This window comes from Adlercreutzia mucosicola DSM 19490 (genome assembly GCF_000422625.1).
In the GTDB taxonomy this organism is placed as follows: Bacteria; Actinomycetota; Coriobacteriia; order Coriobacteriales; family Eggerthellaceae; genus Adlercreutzia; species Adlercreutzia mucosicola.
The window spans coordinates 95,641-113,171 of record NZ_AUGK01000006.1; the positions used below are offsets into that span (position 1 = coordinate 95,641).

A 17,531-nucleotide genomic window follows, 5' to 3' on the forward strand; every position below is an offset into this window, starting at 1 on the left:
TCGCGGCCCCCGGACCACGGGTTCCGGGGGCCGTTTTCGCGCCAGGTGTGTGAAAATGCAACCCGAGAATGACAGGGTGTAAAGAGGGGTTCCCGGGGATTCAGCACACAGAGGAGATCGAGCGTATATGGAACTGACGCGAAGGAAGTTTCTCGCAGGTGCGGGTGTGGCGGCGCTGTCCACGGCGGCGGCGCTGAGCGGCGCGGGCGCGGCCTGGGCTGATGAAGAGGCTTACGCCGAGGGGACGACCGAGGCACCCATCGAGGGTGAAAACGAGCCGCGCACGGTGGTGTGCGAAGGCTGCGGGGCAGGCTGCACGGCGGTGGTGTACTGCGACTTCGACGTGCCGGTGCGCGTGGGCGGCGAGGCGGCCAACCCCCTGACCGAGGGAAAGCTGTGCCCGCGTGGCCTTCAGATGCTGGGTTTGCGTTCGGTGCGCGACGAGGGCAGCGGTCAGGCGGTGCCCAATCCCTTCCGCCTGGCGACACCGCGGGTGCGCCGTCCCGGCAGCGACCGATGGGAGGACATCTCCTGGGACATGGCCATGGGCGAGATCGCCGCGGCTGTGAAGAAGACTCGCGACGAGACCTTCGTGGAGCGCGTGGGCGAGGTGCCCGTGATGCGCACCGAGGCCATCGCCAGCTTCGGCGGCGCGCGCCTGGTGGCCGAGGAGCAGTACCTGCTGGCGAAGGCTCTGCGCAGTTGGGGCGTGGTGCACCTGGACAACGAGGCGGTGTTCGGCCGGCGCGTCTTTGCCGCGGCCTGTCGGGCGTCTTTCGGCGTGGATGCGCCCGACGGGCTGATGAGCGATGCGCCGCGGGCGAAGGTGATCCTCACAGTGGGGTCCGACCATGCTGCGTCCCAACCGGTCACGCTGCGCTGGATCGAGCGGGCCCGCGAGGCCGGCGCGCACTGGATTGTGGTGGACCCGCTGCGCAGCCGCACGGCCGAGATGGCCGATACCCACGTGGCCCTGCGTCCCGGTACCGATACGGCGTTTTTCGGCGGCCTGGTGAAGTACATCATGGAGCACAACCTCTGGCAGCCGGAATACGTGCTGAACTTCACGAATGCGTCGTACCTGGTGAACGACGGGGCGGCCTTCGATGGCTCGGCGGGTCTGTTCCCTGGCTGGAGCCCCGTGGCCGGTACCTACGATGCAGGGGCCTGGGGCTATCGCACCGACGGTTTCGACACGTGGAACATGCGTTTCGATGGCGAGTTCGCCTGGGTGCGCGGCGAGGGCGTGCCGGTGTGGACTATCCCCTCGGTGCCCCGGCCGGTGCGCGACATCACGCTGCAGTACGAGGGCAGCGTGTGGATGCAGATGCAGGTCTTCTACAGCCGCTATGACCTGGATACGGTGAGCGCGGTGTGCGGTGTGGACCGCGATCTGCTTGAAGCGGTCTACGAGGTTGTGGCGGCCACGGGCACGCCCGAGGTGGCGGCGAAGGTGCTGACGGGCCCCGGTCTCGTGCAGCACGGCACCGGCGCCCAGGCGGTGCGCGCGGCTTGCGTGGCTCAGCTGCTGCTGGGCAACATCGGCGTGGTGGGCGGCGGCATCCACTATCTGGGCGGGGTGGCCGGCGAGGCTGCGGCCGACCAGCTGGGCCTGGCGGCCGAGGCCTTCCCGGGGGCCGTGGCCTGGCCGAGCGAGCAGACGCCCACTTTGCAGACATGGCTGGAATCGGTGACGGCTCCGGCGGGTACGGCGGCCCAGACCCCGAAGACGGTGGTGCCGGCCCTGAAGGAGTGGTGGGGCACGGCGGCGACGCCCGAAAATGCCTACGGTTTCGACTGGCTGCCGAAGCGTCCTGCGATGCCGGCGGGCACGTCGCTGTTCGACACCGTGGCAGCAGGCACGGCCAAGGGCTGTTTCGTGTGGGGCGCCGATCTGCTGGCTGCCGCCCCGGGAGCCTTCGGGCCCGAGAACCTGGCCGGACTGGACTGGCTCGTGGTGGCCGACAGCGCTCCCTCGCGCACGGCGGCGTTCTGGCGCGAACTGGATGAAGGTGCTGCGCCGGGAACCACGGTGTACCAGCTGCCCGTGGCGAGCGGGATGGAGAAGGCGGGCATGCGCGTGGCGTCGTCGCGCCTGATGCAGTACGCGCCGGCCATCTGCGAGCCCTTCGGTGAAAGCCGCAGCGAAGCGGCGCTTATCGGCGAGCTGTGGCGGCGCGTGTACAACTTGTACGACACCAAGGGCGGCGTGGCCCCCGATCCGTTGCTGAACACGAAGTGGGACTACGAGGGCGAGAGCGGTATCGATCTAGTGCGCGTGGCCTGGGCCCTGAACGGCTACCAGGTTGAGGGCGCTGATTGGAACGCGGGGAAGGTGCTGCTGTTGGAGGGCGCCGCGGGCCTGCGGGCCGACGGCTCGGCCGCCTGCGCGGCGGGTCCCTTTGCCGGGTGCTGGAACAACAACAACGCGCCCGCGTCGCCGAGCGAGCAGCCGGTGGGACGCCGCGATGCCACCGACGAGAGCGGTTTGGGGCTGTTCCCGAACTGGGGCTTCACCTGGCCGCGTAACGTGCGCGTGCGCGGCAATCGCGCGAGCACGAATCTGGCCGGCCAGCCCTGGGTGCAAGATCGCAATCTGCTGTATTGGGACGGCCAGACGTGGGTCATGACCGACCAGGCCGACTTCACGGCTCTGCGCGACGGCCGCTGGATAGCTCCGGACAACTGTGCGTTTCCCGGCGTGTGGGAGCAGGTGGGGCTGTTGTGGTCCGATCGCTTGGCCGACGGTCCTTTGCCCGAGCACTATGAGCCGCTGGAATCGCCGCTCAACAACCGACTGAACACGTCCTACGCCTCGCCGGTGCTGCTGGCGGCGGCTTGTCGTCGCGGTTTGGGCGCGGTGGAGTCCGCGGCAGACGCGGGCGGCGCGGGGGGAGAGCTGACCGGTGCCGAGGATGATGTGGCGGCCAAGGCCGAGGCCGGGGATGGCGTCGAGACGGCGGGAGGAGCGGATGCGGGTGCCGCCGAGGGCGCTGCCGAAGAGGGCGGCGCGGGCGACGGCTCCGCGGAGGCGAGCGGCGGAGCCGGGGTGCGCGATGCGGCCCTGGAAGCGGTGCTGGCGCCGGACTACAGCGAGGTCATGGCCGATCGCGAGGCATTCCCCATTGCAGCGGTGGTGAACACCGCGCGCACCGATGGTGCGGCCCAGCGGGCCCTATCGGGGGCAGCCCGCGCTTTCGAGCCGGGCTTCTTTGTGGAGGTGTCCGAGGCCTTGGCGCGCATTCGCGGGCTGCAAACGGGCGATGTGGCGCGCGTGTCCAATGAGCGCGGCGCGGTGGAAGCGCCCGTGCTGGTGACGACGCGTCTGGCCCCTTTCACCTGCGAGGGTAACGAGGTCCACTACGTGATGCTGAACGGCATCGAGGTGGCCGACGACGAGGCCGAGGGCGCCGTGGCACCGGTGGTGGGCCGCAGCTGGGCGCCTCTGGCGCCTGGGGTAGCCTCGGCGGCGGGTGGCGGCTTCGAGGCGAAGGGGTTCCTCGTGAACGTTGAGAAGGCCGAGGTGGCATGATGAGCGATAAGGCGATTCTGTTCGATGCAAGTCGCTGCACGGCCTGCGGGGCCTGTGCCCAGGCGTGCAAGGAGCGCGCGGGGCTGCCTTGGGGCACCGTGGAGGGCAACGGGGCCGTGGCCGACGCCTATCAGCGCGCGGCCGATCTGGACGGCCTCTCGCCGTTGGTGATAACCCTGACCGAGCGCGAGGCGTCCGGCCAGGGAATGGTCTGGGAAGTGGCGCGGAAGGGCTGCGTGCGCTGTGCCGAGGCGCCTTGCGCTCAGGTGTGCCCTACGGGCTCGCTCGTGCTCGACGAGGTGGCCGGTTTGACGGGTCCGGTGGCCGAGCGCTGTGTGAGCTGCGGCCTCTGCGCCATGGTGTGTCCCGTGGCGGCGCCCCGCAGCGCCGATGAGCGCGGGGCCGTCTGTCTGTGCGACGGCTGCCCCGATCGCGTGGGCAACGGCGAAAAGCCCGCTTGCGTCGCCGTGTGCCCCACCGATGCTCTGATGTTCGGAAACCGCGACGAGATGGTGGCCGCGGCCCACGATCGGGCGGCGGTGCTGCGCGATCGCGGCTATGATCGCGCGAGCGTGCTCGGCGAGAGCGAGCAGGGCGGCCATTTCGTCGTGCAGGTGCTGAAATACGGGGTGGAGGGGAATGCGAACGAGCCCTTCGCCACCACCGAGGGTATTCCCTGGATCGCCGGGGCCAAGATGGCCGGGCCGGTGTCTCTGGGCGTGCTGGGCGCAGGTGCGGCAGGAGCGGCGGTGGCCCTGGCCGTGGAGGCGAACAGGGCGCGCCGCGAGCGCTCGGAGGCCATGCGCGTACCGGTGAACGCCTACGGCGGCGTGACTGGCGCTGAGACCGACGATGATGCGATGGCCGCTGAGGGCATGGCGCCGGTCGGGGCGGCGACGGCTGAGGCGGTGACCGATGAGGCTGCCGCGAGCAGCGCTCTGGAAGCGGCTCTGCGCAAGCGCGAGGCAATGCGGGCGCGTACGGCGGCCACCCCAGCGGCGGCCGCTGCGGCTGCGGCCGCTGCCCGCGGCGAGGGCCTGCAGCTCATTCCCGTGGCGTTCGCTGCCGACGAGGACGGACTGGGTGAAGGGGATTTTGAGTGCGACGAGGGCTTCGAGGGCTTCGAGAGCGCCGAGGGCGCCGATGATCTCGATGACGTTCCTGAACTGGCGGCCAACGACAAGGAGGACACGGGCGAGCTGTACGACCTCGAAGAGTTCCAGCGCCTGCTGAAAGCCGATATTCTGGCCCATCATGCCGCAAAGGTCGAAAGTCGGGCCGCTGTGGCAGAGGCAGATGGAGAAAACACCCCGGAAGGCGATGATGCTGGCGAGGGGGTCGAGCCGACCGGAAACACCAAGGGCGATGGGCCGGCCGAGGCCGACGCGTCTGATGGGGCCGCGCCTGCACGGGCGACTGGCGCCGATGCCGATAAGGCCGACGCCGATAAGGCCGACGCGATCGATTCCGCTGACGGCCAGGCCTAGCGGGGCTCGCATGAGTCGGGCGGAGCAGGGCGGGAAGGTGCCGGCGATTGCCGTCCTGCTCGCCGTGGGATAGAGAGAGTCAACCTCACGGCGAGTGCGCTCTGCTGTGCCCGTGCTGGGCGGTTTACCGCGTCCTCAGCTTAGTGAGTTTTTGCTTCAATTGCCGGTAGTGCCGCTGTTCGTCGGGAGTCCATGGCCCGAACAATGTGTCTCTGAGCGTTTCGCTGGCGCTGCTCTCGACGTTTTCCCGAGGGAAGAGCTGTTCTTGTACGCGGTTGTAAAGGAAGATGCTCTCGAAGATGCCGCTGTCTTCCAGGGTGGTCAGGTTGCTGACGATTTGATCGACGATTTTGCTGTGATGCGCCGGGTCGGTGGCGCGGGGTGTGGTGCCCAGGATGCGCATTTCCTCGTAACGTATCTGACAGCTTATCAGTGAAATTTCTGGCTTGACGGCCATGAGCGCCAAGGACACGTCGTAGCCTCGCTCGCGTAGAAGATCGGCTGTCTCGAGGGGAACTTCTGCTGTGCGCAGGGTTCCCTCGATAATGAGGTTGTAGCCAATGGCGGACAACGACTCGATAAGGGCTTCGGTCATACGGCCGGCCCACGGTGCCGTGTAATTGACGGCTTCGTCTGCGTAGCGGCGATGCAGTTCGGAGAAGCGCGGGTGATCTTTGCGGTAGTCATCGCCGATGATGCTGATGACGTTCCCCCCGAAGTGCTCGCGAAGCACTTTGTGCAGGGTGGTCTTTCCCGCTCCGCTTTGACCGCCGAGAAGAAAGGCCTGGGGGCTATCGTTGAGCAGCGGGCGATTACCCGATAAAAGGCGCCTCAGAATGACAGTGTGGGCATCATAGAACTCTTCCTCGGTGAAGTGCTCAAGGGACATCGTGGTTACGCCGCCTTCGCAAGTTGCGTTTCCACAAGTTTTTGGAAGCCGGAGAGCTGTCCTCTGATTTCGCCGAGGGCGACAACGTTCGCGCTTTCGTTAGACAGGATGAAGGGCACGAGTTTCGCGATCTGCAATTCGATGTCATCGTAAACAAGGGCGAGGGCATCATCGCCGCAATCGCGGGCCTTTTGTCGGGCTCGGGATACTTGCGCCATGATATCCCATGCTGTTTCGTTCAGCACTTCCTGCTGGAGGGTGATCTCGTAGATGTCGGTCATGTCCATGATGTCTCCTTCCTCGTCAAAGGTTACTTCTGCATAGACGATCTGCTCTACCGCCGAGCGCTGCTTGGGGCTGAGGGTCTGGCCGTCGCGCTCGAGGCAGCTGGCCATGAATTCGGGGATAGTGGCCGCACGAATGAGGTTGGCATTGGCCTTTGAAGGCACTGCACCTCCCTCGTAGCGGGCCATGCTGGCCTCGCCGATGCCGAGCAGGCGGGCGAAGGCTTGCTGCGAGAGACCGTAGCGTTTGCGAATGCTCTTGATAGATTCCGGGGTGATGTCATCGATCATGATATTCCTCTCAAAAGAGTGACTTAATGGAATCATAATATCATTAAAAGATGGATATAGGGTCAAGAAATTTATCATAATAGTGAAAAAGGAGGCAATAATTACTATCATATGATATATAATTGAGTAAACAAAACGCACCGAGAAGACAGGTGGGCGAAAGGGCACCGGCGCGCTTTGCCTGTTGGCGGGTTTCCAGGGGCAATCTGCCAATGCCCACGAAAAAGGCGCCCCCGTGCGGAGGCGCCTCAACGATAGAACGAGGGCAGCGAAACGGTTAGGAGGCGCTGACGAGGGTCAGGGTGAACGGCGACGGCACGGATGCGGGGTCGCTCACCTTCCCGGCGTTTTCCTCCCACTGCGCGGTCACGACGCGCGCGGCTTCCTGGCAGCGCTCTTCCAGATTGTCGACCACGCCGACACGGTATGTCTTGGCCTGCGTCGATCCGTCCTCGAAGGTGGCGGTCAGCGTCAGCGTGGCGCCATCGAGCGCGCGGGCCGCCTCGGCATAGCCTGCGGGCACGAGCTCGTTCCAGTAACGGGCCGGATCGGATTCCAAGCGCTCGGCGGCCTGGCGCAGGTCATCGCTTAAGGGGGCGATCACATTCAGGTAGCGTCCCTCAGCAGCGGCACAGGCGGCGTCATCGCGGTAGTCGATCGTGAAGCTTTTAGTCAGGGCATCGGCCTCGCCCTCGGTTGCATCCTCTCCGTTGAAGGAGAACCACGCGTCGGGACCGTCTATTTCCCAGGTGACCGCTGCGAGGTTCTCGCCCTCGCAGAGCGCATCGAAGTGGAAGGTCGTGCGCGCGATGCCCGTGGCAACGGTCGGTCCGCTGACAGCCGGAGCCTCGGGGTCGTAGTTATTGTCCCAATACTGGGGATGCAGCCAGTTTACGGCCACAGGCTCGCGAGCGATTGCCTCGTTGTCGGCGGGGGCCTCGTCGGCCCAGGCTTTCAGCGTGAAGAAGTTGCCCCCGTCCTGATGGTCGCTTGCCGGCGTGGTTGCGGTTGCGAGCGGTTCCTCGACAGCAGGGGTTAGGGCGGAGAAGAGCCCCGCCCCTCCGGCTAGTACGACAACGGCTGCCGTTGCCGCGGCCACGGCGAGGGGCTGCCGCAGGCGACGCAGGGTGAAGGCTGGGCGCGCCGCGTGCGTGTGCGTCGATGCGGCCTTCTCGTCCAGGCGTCTTCGGGTGCTCGCCTCTTGCGCCACGCTTTCTTGGCGCAAACTCATCAGAATACGCTCGCGTGCCTCGTCGGAAAGCGTCGCGGTCTTGAGGGCCGCCTGATAGCGCTCGATAACGGCATCGACTTCGGGCGCGCTGCCCTCGTTGATTTCGGAATGCTGGGGTGTATCAGCCATGGTGCTCCTTTCCGTGGGGGTTGGCGGACTCGTTGGATGAGGCCTCGCGGGCCAGCAGCGCGCGCAGGGTCCCGCGAGCGCGGTGCAAGCGCATGCGCACGGCCCCGGGCGAGCAACCGCAGAGGTCCGCTACCTCGTCGGTGGTGCAGTCCTCTCCGTAGAACAGCTCGATAGCCGTGCGTTGCTCGGCGGGAAGGGCGCGCACGAGCTGCCAGAGTTCGCCGTCATCTTCCCCGCCTGCCGGGCCGTCGCCGGTTTGCGCCAGCTTCTGCTCTGCTTCGGCGCGATGGTCTTCCAGCGAGTCGGTCGCTTGTCGCGTCTGGCGTCGCTGGAGGTCGCGGCTGGCGTTAATGGCGACGCGAATCAGCCACGCCTTCACGTGCTCGTCGCTTTCGAAGGCCGTTTGCGCGTTCAGCAGACGCAGGAAGACGTCCTGGCAGATGTCCTCGGCGTCGGCGCGCGAACCGGTCTGGCCGAGGGCGACGCGGAAGACCGTATCGCCCCACGTGCGCAGGGCCTGTTCGGCAAAGTCCAACTGAGATTGCGGTTTCAAGGGTGCTCGCATGCTTACCTCCTCGCCCTCTATACGAATGGGGAAGGGGAAATGTCACGGCTTTGGAGAAAATTTCGACAAGATTCCCGAAGGGCCGCGCGAAGTGCCCCATGACGAAAAGCGGCCCCGCAGGGCCGCTTCCAAAGGTAGGTGCCGTTTGTCGTTCGCCGCTTAATCGCGGGTCAGCTTGCGGTGCAGGCGGTGGGGCTTAGCGGCCTCTTTGCCCAGGCGCGCCTCGCGGTCGGCCTGGTAACTCTCGAAGTTGCCCTCGAAGAAATGCCAGCGACCGGGGTTCTCGTCGTCGCCCTCCCAGGCCAGGATGTGGGTGGCGATGCGGTCGAGGAACATACGATCATGGCTGACCACCACCGAGCAGCCGGGGAAGTCGAGCAGGGCCGCCTCCAAGCTAGAGAGCGTCTCCACATCCAGGTCGTTGGTGGGCTCGTCCAGAAGCAGCAGGTTGCCGCCTTCCTTCAGGGTGAGGGCCAGATTCAGGCGGTTGCGCTCGCCGCCCGACAGCACGCCCGCGGGCTTCTGCTGGTCGGCGCCCTTGAAGCCGAAGGCGGCCACATAGGCGCGGGAGGGAATCTCGGTCTCGCCGACCATCATGTAATCGGTGCCGCCCGACACCACTTCCCACAGCTTCGTGTCCGGGTCGATGCCGGCGCGGTTCTGGTCCACGTAGGAGATCTTCACGGTCTCGCCGAGCTCCAGCTCTCCGCTCGTGAGGGGCTCTAAGCCCACGATGGTCTTGAACAGGGTGGTCTTGCCCACGCCGTTGGGGCCGATCACGCCCACGATGCCGTTGCGAGGCAGCTCGAAGGACAGGTCGTCGATGAGCACGCGGCCGTCGAACTCCTTGTGCAGGTTCTTCGCCACGAGCACCTTGGAACCCAGGCGCGGGCCCACGGGGATCTGAATCTCCGCGAAGTCGAGCTTCTTCGCCTTGCCGGCCTCGGCCACCATGGCGTCGTAGTTCGCCAGACGGGCCTTCGACTTGGCTTGGCGCGCCTTCGGGGACGAGCGCACCCACTCCAACTCGCGCTCCATGCGCTTGGCGAGCTTTGCCTGGGCCTGGCCCTGGGCGGCGATGCGGGCGGCCTTGGTCTCCAGGTAGGTGGAGTAGTTGCCCTTATAGGGGAACAGCTGCCCGCGGTCCACCTCGCAGATCCACTCGGCCACGTGGTCGAGGAAGTAGCGGTCGTGAGTGACGGCCAGCACAGCACCCGGGTAGGTCTTCAGGAACTGCTCGAGCCACAGCACGCTCTCGGCGTCCAGGTGGTTGGTGGGCTCGTCCAAAAGCAGCAGGTCGGGGGCCTCCAGCAGCAAGCGGCACAGGGCCACGCGACGGCGCTCGCCGCCCGAGAGGATGGTTACGGGCGCGTCGGGGTCGGGGCATTGCAGCGCGTCCATGGCCTGGGAGAGCTGGGAATCCAGGTCCCACCCGTTGGCGGCATCGATCTCGTCCTGCAGGCGGCCCATCTCCTCCATGAGCGCGTCGAAGTCAGCGTCCGGTGCGGCCATCTCCTCGCCGATCTCGTTGAAGCGGGCCACCTTGGCCAGCACATCGGCGAAGGCCATCTGGATGTTCTCCAGGACGGTCTTGTCCTCATCCAGCGGCGGCTCCTGCTGCAGGATGCCCACGGTGTAGCCTGGGGACAGGCGTGCGTCGCCGTTGGACACCTCTTCCAGCCCCGCCATCACCTTCAGCAGGGTAGACTTGCCCATGCCGTTGGGACCCACGACGCCGATCTTCGCGCCAGGGTAGAAGGACAGGGTGACGTCATCCAAGATGACCTTGTCGCCCACGGCCTTGCGGGCCTGATACATTTGGTAGATGAATTCTGCCATATTCTAGTTTCCACCTTTCTTACGAGGTAATTTAGAACTAGTGTTTTATCGATATGTCAGCCATTTGTGTCAGAATTTTTCAAAAGTTTCTGCGCCAACTCTGGGAACAATGCGCTGACCGCCCAATTATATAAGTCAAGCAATCCAAGAGGGAAGATGAGAAGGCTAATGGTAGAATGACCTCACCACAACTGTTCCTGTTGGAACGCTTACAACTTTATAGGAACCACTGTTAAGGAGGGTATCCGCCTTTCTTCTGGTGGTTCGCATTTGCGAGCGTTCCGAACAGTTGTGGTGACTGTGGTGGATACTCTCCTTCTCATAGAGCCTCTTCCATGGTCGAAATATTGTCCCTGCCGTTTGTTGCGCAACTAATTTCGTGCAACGTGCGGTAGAAAGGGCGTGCTGTCCGCAACTGGAAGGAGAAGAAATGAAGAACTGGTTTTTGAAGGTTTGCTCGCTTGCGCTCGTCGCATCCTTGGCGTTTGCCCTTGCGGGCTGCGGGATTGCCAAGGGGGTGTCGGGCCAAAGCTCGTCCTCCGAGGCCTCGGCTGAAAACAGCGCAGATCAAGAGGGTGCACCAGAGGACAATCCGCTAACCATCGAAGCGGTCTATTGTGTCGGCACTGGAACATACGAACCCTCCGAACTCGCGGGTGACTATGACGAGGTTAAGGCAAATATGCTGGCAGGTGAGGCCGAGCGCGGCAAGAAAAGCCTGTTTGTCATCGCGAGCATCAAAGCCGATGAGCGCGAGAATAAGAGGGTTGCAATTGGGCAAAACGTCGGGGGAACCATCATATCTGGCGTAAAGCTGAATATTGACGGGATTAACGAGTATGGGGACAATTGGGCACTCAACGCCGATATGCGAGACTACAGCGCCCAATTGGAGGATTTGGGCTATGGCGATGGCATTGACAACAAAGAACTTCTCGGGGGTTCGGGCGACGTGTACAAGGCGGTGCTGTGGTTCGATGTGAACAACGCTGATATTGAACAGGGTCAATCTGCCCACTTGAATTGGGACGATTACAACGCCGACTTCAACATTGCCGATATTCGGTTTGTTGACACCCCGCTGGATATGGTCAACGAACTCGCAAACCAGTAGCTTTCTCGGAGCCTAGCTTTCTGGATGCCGATATGGAAATTCGGTACATCGGTGGGAAGCGCAGATAGAATGCCACTCATGTGGTCAAACTATAATATGAGCAGAAAAAGGAAGCCCCAATCTGGGGCTTCCCTGTATTTGTGACGAGGTGTCATCTTATGCGGCGGAAAGAACTTGCTGGGCATACAGGCGGGCTTTCATTGCATCCTCCTGGATGAGCTTGCGGTATTTGTCCAATGCGTCTTTCTTGTCGGGATGCTTGTCTGCGAACTTCCCAAGTTTGATGATGGTGGTGCCGAAGCTGGCGGCTTTGCCGTAAGAACCCCCGTTTTTCTTGTCCTCCAACAACGCGAAGATCGCAAGGTCTTCCTTAACCAGATTGTTCCGGTAATAGGAACGCTTGCGCTTTGCGCCATTTCGAGTTGCCTTGTGCTCAAACTTGTAGCCAAGAGCGACAAGGCCTTGCACTACTTCGCGATCTGCTTCACTCATCTTTGCGAAATCGCCCTTGATGATACGGTTGTTGTTGTCGATGGAGTAGGTCTTGGTAGTCATGTTCTTTTCCTTTCGTCTTCGCTTGACCTTGTGTCTCCATAATAATTTGCTGTTTATTCGCTGTCTTAAGGCATGTTTGTTTACAGCGACCATATAAATATGCTAAAGCGAAATTGAAGAAAGCATTTTCCCAGTTAAAAGGGCAGTTATCATTTTGTGTATGTTCTGTGAATGAAGCTGATGACAAAACGCCCAGCAGACACACGGGACTTGCATGGCCTTATACGTGCTTATATGACCTTATACGTGCTTGTATGACCTTATATAGCTTTGTAGACTCATGTAGTGAGGGTAAAGGGCCTTGTGACGGCCTCGCCCTCTACCTCCGGATGCCTCGACGGCCAATTTCGTTGTAGAGGGTTTGTTTGGAGCAGGGGACGGAGGCGCAGATTTCCGCTATGGAGAAATCTCCGCTCTGCCACATCCGTATGGCCGTATCCATTTTCTCGCTGTCTTTGAAGGGGCGACCGAGCTTCTTGCCCCGACGCTTAGCAGATTTCAGGCCGTCTTTCACACGCTCTGAGCACATCTCTGCTTCGAGTTCCGCGAAAGCACTTACAATGGTGAGGAAGAATTTGCCTTGGGGAGTGAATGCCTGGAATCCTTCTTTGATAGAAGTGAGGCCAACTCCAAGAGACTCAAGTTTTTCAACAAAAGTGATGACTTGTTTTGTGCTGCGGCCCAGGCGGTCGATTGACACGACAACCACAATCAAGGTTTCCTCGATGCCCTGTGCCTTATTGTGTTCGATGCGCTTTTCAAGATCGGCAATCATTCGAAGCTGCTGCGGCTTGCTGCTGGATTTGCCGCTAATGGTGTCGGTATAGATCTGTTGGCAACCGGCCTCATTGAGTTGGTCGGTTTGCCGGTCAAATTTCTGAGTGCTCTTATCGGTGCTCTTGCGCTGATAGCCCACTTTATAGACGCTCACTCTGACTCCAATCGTTCTGAGTTCTGCCTTTAATTATTAGACCATATTATTAGACTTGTCGGTCAGGGAAAACGCAGTCTTCATTAATAGGTCAAATAATCAAATGTTTATTAGACTTTTCAGATTGGAAAATTTTTGGGCAAATCCGAATGAGGGAAACGTTTCAATTTTCAAAAAGTAATGGAAAGAAAAATCGAGAAAAGAAAGGAATAAAGGAAAGCATGGTTAGTTTAGTTTATGGGGAAAGGAGAGAAAAACGATTTATGACCCGGTAAGAGAGGTGTTGTTCGAGAAGAGCGCCAAGGAACTGTTGCTCGAAATGAATCCAAATGCCCGGAAAAAACTGATTGTCGCCATCGAGGATTTGTTCAGCATGGATGGCAATATAACCTGGGAGTTCGTCGATACCGCACTAAAAAAGAAATCGATTGAGAATTGAAATAGATACGGTGGCGGCTTGCTTTTTAACCCTCGTTTCAAGGCTTCTGTGTATGAGCAAATGGACAGAAACAGAAAAACCGAAACGATGAGCACAGATGAATTCTTCAGCATACTTTTTGAGAAGGCGGAAGGCGCTACGCCTTCTTCGCTTGGGAGCGAGATGACCTGAGAGGATTACTTGGAAGCATTTGGTCTGGACGAAGACGAGTTAGGAAAGGAATAGATATGAAGAGAGTAAATACAGTGGACGAGCTGAGGAGCAAAAATGCATATAGAAAGAATCGAAAAGGGGAGGAATTCTTTAAGGTGACGATTGAGTTCCCCTTTGATATGTACGAGAAATTGAAGCGAGAAGAGCTTGCGACCGGGGTTCTCGTGAAGGACAGGGTGATAGAGGGGATGCGTAAATCCTTGCCCCAAGATACAAGGTGGAGCTGTGGCGTTGATGCCCGTTCTGGGCTTTGGGACAGAGAGCCGGCAGAGAATGCTTCGGCATACGCTCTCGCTATTCCCCTGGTTCAGATCGTGCGGTAGACGATTTCGGTTAAGGGAATAGCGGATACGTCCTCCTTTTGTAGGAGGTGGCCGGCGACGATCTAAGCAAGGAGATAGGGGAGCTAATAATTATGAATTTGATTGAAGCGGTAGAGATTGGCGATGCTCGTGAAATTCTGGAAGAGGCGAAAGGGCGTGTTTCCGCTAAGTTTGGCATTGCTATGATGTTGGAGAGTGGCGGGAAGAGGGGGATACTGGGAAAAAGGACGATCGGAATGGAGTTTGACCGCAAAAGAACTTTGGACAGATTAAAAAATGCTTCAAAATAAATGGGCGTTGGGTTGGGATTCAAATAGAGGCACCCACAATGCGGCGATGGCCAAATGATTTGTTATGGGCGACGCTATGGGCTATTTAATGAACGGTGGAGGTATTCGCACGCGACGATTTGCCGCAACGGTGCTAGACGGATTCCTTGACTTTACACGCACTGGCGGGGCGCATAGCAGGCAGATAGATTGGCTCCACAGGGAGTTCCAAGAGGATGTGAAAAAGGGGCTTTATGGAAGAATGAACAATGTTGAATTGAGCGAATTCCTGCTAAAGGAAACGCTTCGGAGTGACAAAAGAGGAGAAGCCGCCCTGCGATTACTTTTCGAGGGCTGCAAGACGGCTCAAGTAACAATACCGCTCTAGCGATCTCGGAAGCTGGCGTTATCCGCTAACGAATGCTATAATGACGGCGCTAGCAAAGCCCGTTCGTGTGTTAACGGTCTACGGGCGGCGCGGTTTAGGAAAGGGTTGTAGTTCCAGCTACAGCCCTTCTTTTTACCTTGTTGCTCGCGTCACCTGCTCACTTCTGCCTTACTTCCTATCTCTGAAATGCTTCAAAACGTCCAAGACGAACGCCCCGATTGTAGCCAGGGCCGCAATTACAAAGATGATTCTTTCCAGCATAGGCGTTACCTCCTTACAGAAGCACCGCCCGCTACAGGCTCGCTAGCGCCGCAGGTCATTATAACGGTTACAACGAATGATCATTGGACGATCTGCGAGCACCCTCCAATTCAGCGAATGAGGTTCTTTTCAGGTGGGATAAAGCGGCAACTTCGATTACGGTGCTTCAGAAGCGACCTTGGAGGGGAACTCTGTCGGGGGATGACCCAAGCAGCCTTTTTGCTGTGGCAAACGGCCAAAACCGCCCCCCGACGGGGTTAAAAGCAGTGTATGAAATCTCGATACAGGGCGCATTCTGCTACGAGATTTTGAAACTTTTCCGCTTTTGGCGATTTGTCTTCCAAGAGAAGGGTTCTGATCTTGACCATAAGTTCCTCGATAACGAAATCCCTATCCCACAGAGCGCCGGTTGTGACGCTCTCGATAAAATCATCGTCGCTAGGGTCATAGACACAGCAAAGCAGGGCTATCTCAGCGTAATGCTGCACTTGGGCAAGGTTCGGCTCTTGGGGAAAATAATGATCGAACAGCTCAAATGAAACTTCAGTCTCAATGATGTGCTCTTCAGGGTATTCCAATAGCCGCCGTATCTCCTCATAGACTGAGCGGTTGAAATTTTCATAGGAGATATGCTCCTGCTGGTCTTGCTTATAAGCGGCCACCAGAATTTTATAAGCCATGGCAAAGGCCGAGCAGAAATACCTTGGGAACAGCCTGCCGCGCTCGTCGAATAGCCTCTCTTGAAGCTGGTGGAGCGAATCAACAAGCCATTCGTCGTATTCGTCCCAGGACGGCAATGGGTAGGCGGGGCGAAAGCGGTCAGAATCCCATATCATCGGTCTCTTCAACTCCCTTCATGTATTGTGCGAGTTTGTCCATATTGACCTTGGTGGCCATAGCGTCGCTAGAAGCATATACATCTAAGGTCATAGAGGCGCTGGCGTGCCCGAGGATGGATTGGAGAGACTTGATGTCCATCCCGCTCTGAACGGCGCGTGTGGCGAAGGTGTGCCTTAGGCCATGCATACTTATGGCTTTTCCTCCTTCTCCAATGACGTTGTGACGCTGCGACCACTTTAGGAAGCTGGTACAAAGCAAACGCGGATTGCGCTGCTCCACGATGAAGTCATCATGCTGGGGTTTAACCTCCTTCTTCTGGGCGACCAGAATTTCCTTTAACTGGGGCATTAGGGGGACATTCCTAATGCTTTCTGCCTTTGGATTTCCGATAGCGATGGTTGATGAGCCGTTTTCTTTAATTTCGCTTGCGGCGTGTCTAATGTAAATAATACCCATTGCCAAGTTTACGTCCTTCCATCTAAGGGCACAGATTTCACCGGCTCTCATTCCGGAATACAGCGCAATCATTGACGCGAGGTAGAAAGTGCTATGGGGCTTCATGTAGGCAAGGAATTTGCGCTGACCTTCATTGGAGAGATAGTTTATTGCTTGCCGCCGTATTTTTGGAAGCTCTACGGCCTTGGAAGGGTCTTTGGGGATGAGGTCTTTTTTATAGGCTCCCTTGCAGGTTTTAGAAAGAATGGCAAAGATGGTGCGCACGGATGACGGCTTGTATTTCGTGGCAAGTTGATTTACCCACTCCTGGATAATGGCCGGGGTAAGGTCGTTAAGGTCGATTGCCCCGATATAGGGCGCAATGCTCTTTTCCAATAGGCGAATTGAATTGTCGTAAGTGACGGCGCTAATTTTCCCGATAGCCTGTTGTTCCGCAAGGTGACTGCGGATAAAGGCCGAGGTTGATTGGCTTGTGTCGGCGAAAGTTGCCTTACGTTCTTCTTCCTCTCGCCATGCTTGAAGTGCCAGTTCGGCATCGCGCTTGTAGTGAAATTTTCCAAGTATCTTGCGCTTCTGCTTATATTTATTGGTTTCGGGGTCTTTGTAGAAGAGGGTGCCGCGCCATGGTTTGCCTTTTCTGTCCTTCATCCGGCTTATCGTGGCGCTTGTATAGAACATAGTGACCCTCTCAATCGTGTCTTAGGTCAATAGTAACACGTAGAGTGTCAGAATATGTGTCAGGTTTTTATCTGGTGTTTTCTAAAAATGAGAAATATATAATCATCTGAACAGGAGTTTTACAAAAGAAACATTTGGTAGATGAATTCCGCCATAGTGCTCCTGTTCCGTCGGGCGCCGCACTCAAGATGCGGCAAGGGTCTGTTGTTGACGGTATTTTCCCAGAAGCACTGCGCTTGTGCCACGAAGGCTGTAGGATACTGGAAGAAAACCGCGACTAAGGGAGGTGCGCGTTGATTCGCATTCTGTTTGTGTGCCATGGGAATATCTGCCGGTCGACGATGGCGGAGTTCGTGCTGAAAGACATGGTGGCTCGCCGTGAGCTGGCCGATGGGTTCGAAATCGAGTCGGCGGCTACGAGCACCGAGGAGATCGGCAACCCCGTTCATCCGGGAACGGTGGGGGAGTTGCGCCGCCACGGCATCGGCGGCTTCGAAAAGAAGCGGGCGCGTCAGCTGCGTCGGGCCGACTACGACGCGTTCGACCTGATCATCGGCATGGATGAAGCGAACATGCGCAACATGGGCCGTATGCTCGGCGGAGACCCTGAGGGCAAGCTGCACAAGATGATGGAATTCGCCGGCAGCGCCCGTGACGTGGCCGACCCGTGGTACACGGGCGACTTCGACACCACCTACGAAGATGTCTGCGACGGCTGCACGGGGCTTTTGCGGTACCTAGGAATATAGGGCGCTTGAAGCATCTGCGCCGAAGTGCGCAGAGAGCACGAGGAGAGGTTTGGGAGAACCGCTTGTGA

At 59.3% G+C, this 17,531-nt stretch carries 17 protein-coding genes; 8 read left to right on the forward strand and 9 right to left on the reverse strand.

From position 1 onward, the window contains the following. The first annotated feature begins 127 nt into the window (after positions 1-127). Positions 128-3,532, forward strand: a complete 3,405-nt coding sequence (locus G503_RS15530; RefSeq protein ID WP_084636277.1) for a molybdopterin-dependent oxidoreductase — start codon at positions 128-130, stop codon at positions 3,530-3,532. Beyond that, complete coding sequence (locus G503_RS15535; protein ID WP_051190921.1) at positions 3,529-5,019, forward strand: 4Fe-4S dicluster domain-containing protein; 1,491 nt, start codon at positions 3,529-3,531, stop codon at positions 5,017-5,019. The genes G503_RS15530 and G503_RS15535 overlap by 4 nt, the downstream gene beginning before the upstream one ends. Before the next feature lie 124 nt (positions 5,020-5,143). Here the strand turns inward: G503_RS15535 and G503_RS0104550 are convergent, their stop codons facing one another. The 5 genes from G503_RS0104550 to ettA all read right to left on the reverse strand — a co-directional run bounded on the left by G503_RS0104550 (position 5,144) and on the right by ettA (position 10,247). Further along, the gene (locus G503_RS0104550) at positions 5,144-5,908 is read right to left on the reverse strand and encodes a zeta toxin family protein (RefSeq protein ID WP_028026643.1); all 765 of its coding nucleotides are present in this window, start codon (positions 5,906-5,908) and stop codon (positions 5,144-5,146) included. Positions 5,909-5,913: 5 nt separating this feature from the next. Continuing rightward, positions 5,914-6,483 carry a transcriptional regulator gene (locus G503_RS0104555; RefSeq protein WP_028026644.1) on the reverse strand — a complete coding sequence of 190 codons (570 nt, stop codon included), beginning with the start codon at positions 6,481-6,483 and terminating at the stop codon, positions 5,914-5,916. A 277-nt stretch (positions 6,484-6,760) separates the two neighbouring features. After that, positions 6,761-7,843 (reverse strand): hypothetical protein, encoded by a 1,083-nt coding sequence (locus tag G503_RS0104560; RefSeq protein ID WP_028026645.1) that lies wholly within the window; start codon positions 7,841-7,843, stop codon positions 6,761-6,763. Beyond that, entirely contained in the window at positions 7,836-8,408 is a 573-nt protein-coding gene (locus G503_RS0104565; protein ID WP_035021750.1) for an RNA polymerase sigma factor, read from the reverse strand. The genes G503_RS0104560 and G503_RS0104565 overlap by 8 nt, the downstream gene beginning before the upstream one ends. Before the next feature lie 159 nt (positions 8,409-8,567). Beyond that, complete coding sequence (gene ettA / locus G503_RS0104570; protein ID WP_028026647.1) at positions 8,568-10,247, reverse strand: energy-dependent translational throttle protein EttA; 1,680 nt, start codon at positions 10,245-10,247, stop codon at positions 8,568-8,570. Positions 10,248-10,677: 430 nt separating this feature from the next. On the opposite strand from ettA, the gene G503_RS0104575 reads away from it, so the two are divergent. Beyond that, complete coding sequence (locus G503_RS0104575; protein WP_028026648.1) at positions 10,678-11,361, forward strand: hypothetical protein; 684 nt, start codon at positions 10,678-10,680, stop codon at positions 11,359-11,361. 156 nt (positions 11,362-11,517) lie between these two features. Here G503_RS0104575 and G503_RS0104580 read toward each other — a convergent pair whose 3' ends face one another. Continuing rightward, on the reverse strand, positions 11,518-11,916 hold the full coding sequence (locus G503_RS0104580) for a hypothetical protein (RefSeq protein WP_028026649.1): 399 nt from the start codon (positions 11,914-11,916) through the stop codon (positions 11,518-11,520). A gap of 319 nt (positions 11,917-12,235) precedes the next feature. Further along, the gene (locus G503_RS0104585) at positions 12,236-12,847 is read right to left on the reverse strand and encodes a recombinase family protein (RefSeq protein ID WP_028026650.1); all 612 of its coding nucleotides are present in this window, start codon (positions 12,845-12,847) and stop codon (positions 12,236-12,238) included. A gap of 283 nt (positions 12,848-13,130) precedes the next feature. Between G503_RS0104585 and G503_RS16310 the strand changes: the two genes are divergently transcribed. The 4 genes from G503_RS16310 (at position 13,131) to G503_RS16315 (ending at position 14,479) form a co-directional block, all read left to right on the forward strand. After that, complete coding sequence (locus G503_RS16310; RefSeq protein ID WP_156891925.1) at positions 13,131-13,286, forward strand: hypothetical protein; 156 nt, start codon at positions 13,131-13,133, stop codon at positions 13,284-13,286. Positions 13,287-13,513: 227 nt separating this feature from the next. Further along, on the forward strand, positions 13,514-13,822 hold the full coding sequence (locus tag G503_RS0104595) for a hypothetical protein (RefSeq protein ID WP_028026651.1): 309 nt from the start codon (positions 13,514-13,516) through the stop codon (positions 13,820-13,822). Between the two features lie 92 nt (positions 13,823-13,914). Then, the gene (locus G503_RS0104600) at positions 13,915-14,112 is read left to right on the forward strand and encodes a hypothetical protein (protein ID WP_156891926.1); all 198 of its coding nucleotides are present in this window, start codon (positions 13,915-13,917) and stop codon (positions 14,110-14,112) included. 64 nt (positions 14,113-14,176) lie between these two features. Further along, positions 14,177-14,479 (forward strand): hypothetical protein, encoded by a 303-nt coding sequence (locus G503_RS16315; protein ID WP_156891927.1) that lies wholly within the window; start codon positions 14,177-14,179, stop codon positions 14,477-14,479. Positions 14,480-14,997: 518 nt separating this feature from the next. Here G503_RS16315 and G503_RS0104610 read toward each other — a convergent pair. Both G503_RS0104610 and G503_RS0104615 read right to left on the reverse strand, forming a co-directional pair. After that, the gene (locus G503_RS0104610) at positions 14,998-15,576 is read right to left on the reverse strand and encodes a hypothetical protein (RefSeq protein WP_028026653.1); all 579 of its coding nucleotides are present in this window, start codon (positions 15,574-15,576) and stop codon (positions 14,998-15,000) included. Then, complete coding sequence (locus G503_RS0104615; protein WP_028026654.1) at positions 15,560-16,714, reverse strand: tyrosine-type recombinase/integrase; 1,155 nt, start codon at positions 16,712-16,714, stop codon at positions 15,560-15,562. The genes G503_RS0104610 and G503_RS0104615 overlap by 17 nt, the downstream gene beginning before the upstream one ends. A 311-nt stretch (positions 16,715-17,025) precedes the next feature. On the opposite strand from G503_RS0104615, the gene G503_RS0104620 reads away from it, so the two are divergent. Then, positions 17,026-17,463 carry a low molecular weight protein-tyrosine-phosphatase gene (locus G503_RS0104620; protein WP_257483003.1) on the forward strand — a complete coding sequence of 146 codons (438 nt, stop codon included), beginning with the start codon at positions 17,026-17,028 and terminating at the stop codon, positions 17,461-17,463. The last annotated feature ends 68 nt before the right edge of the window (positions 17,464-17,531 follow it).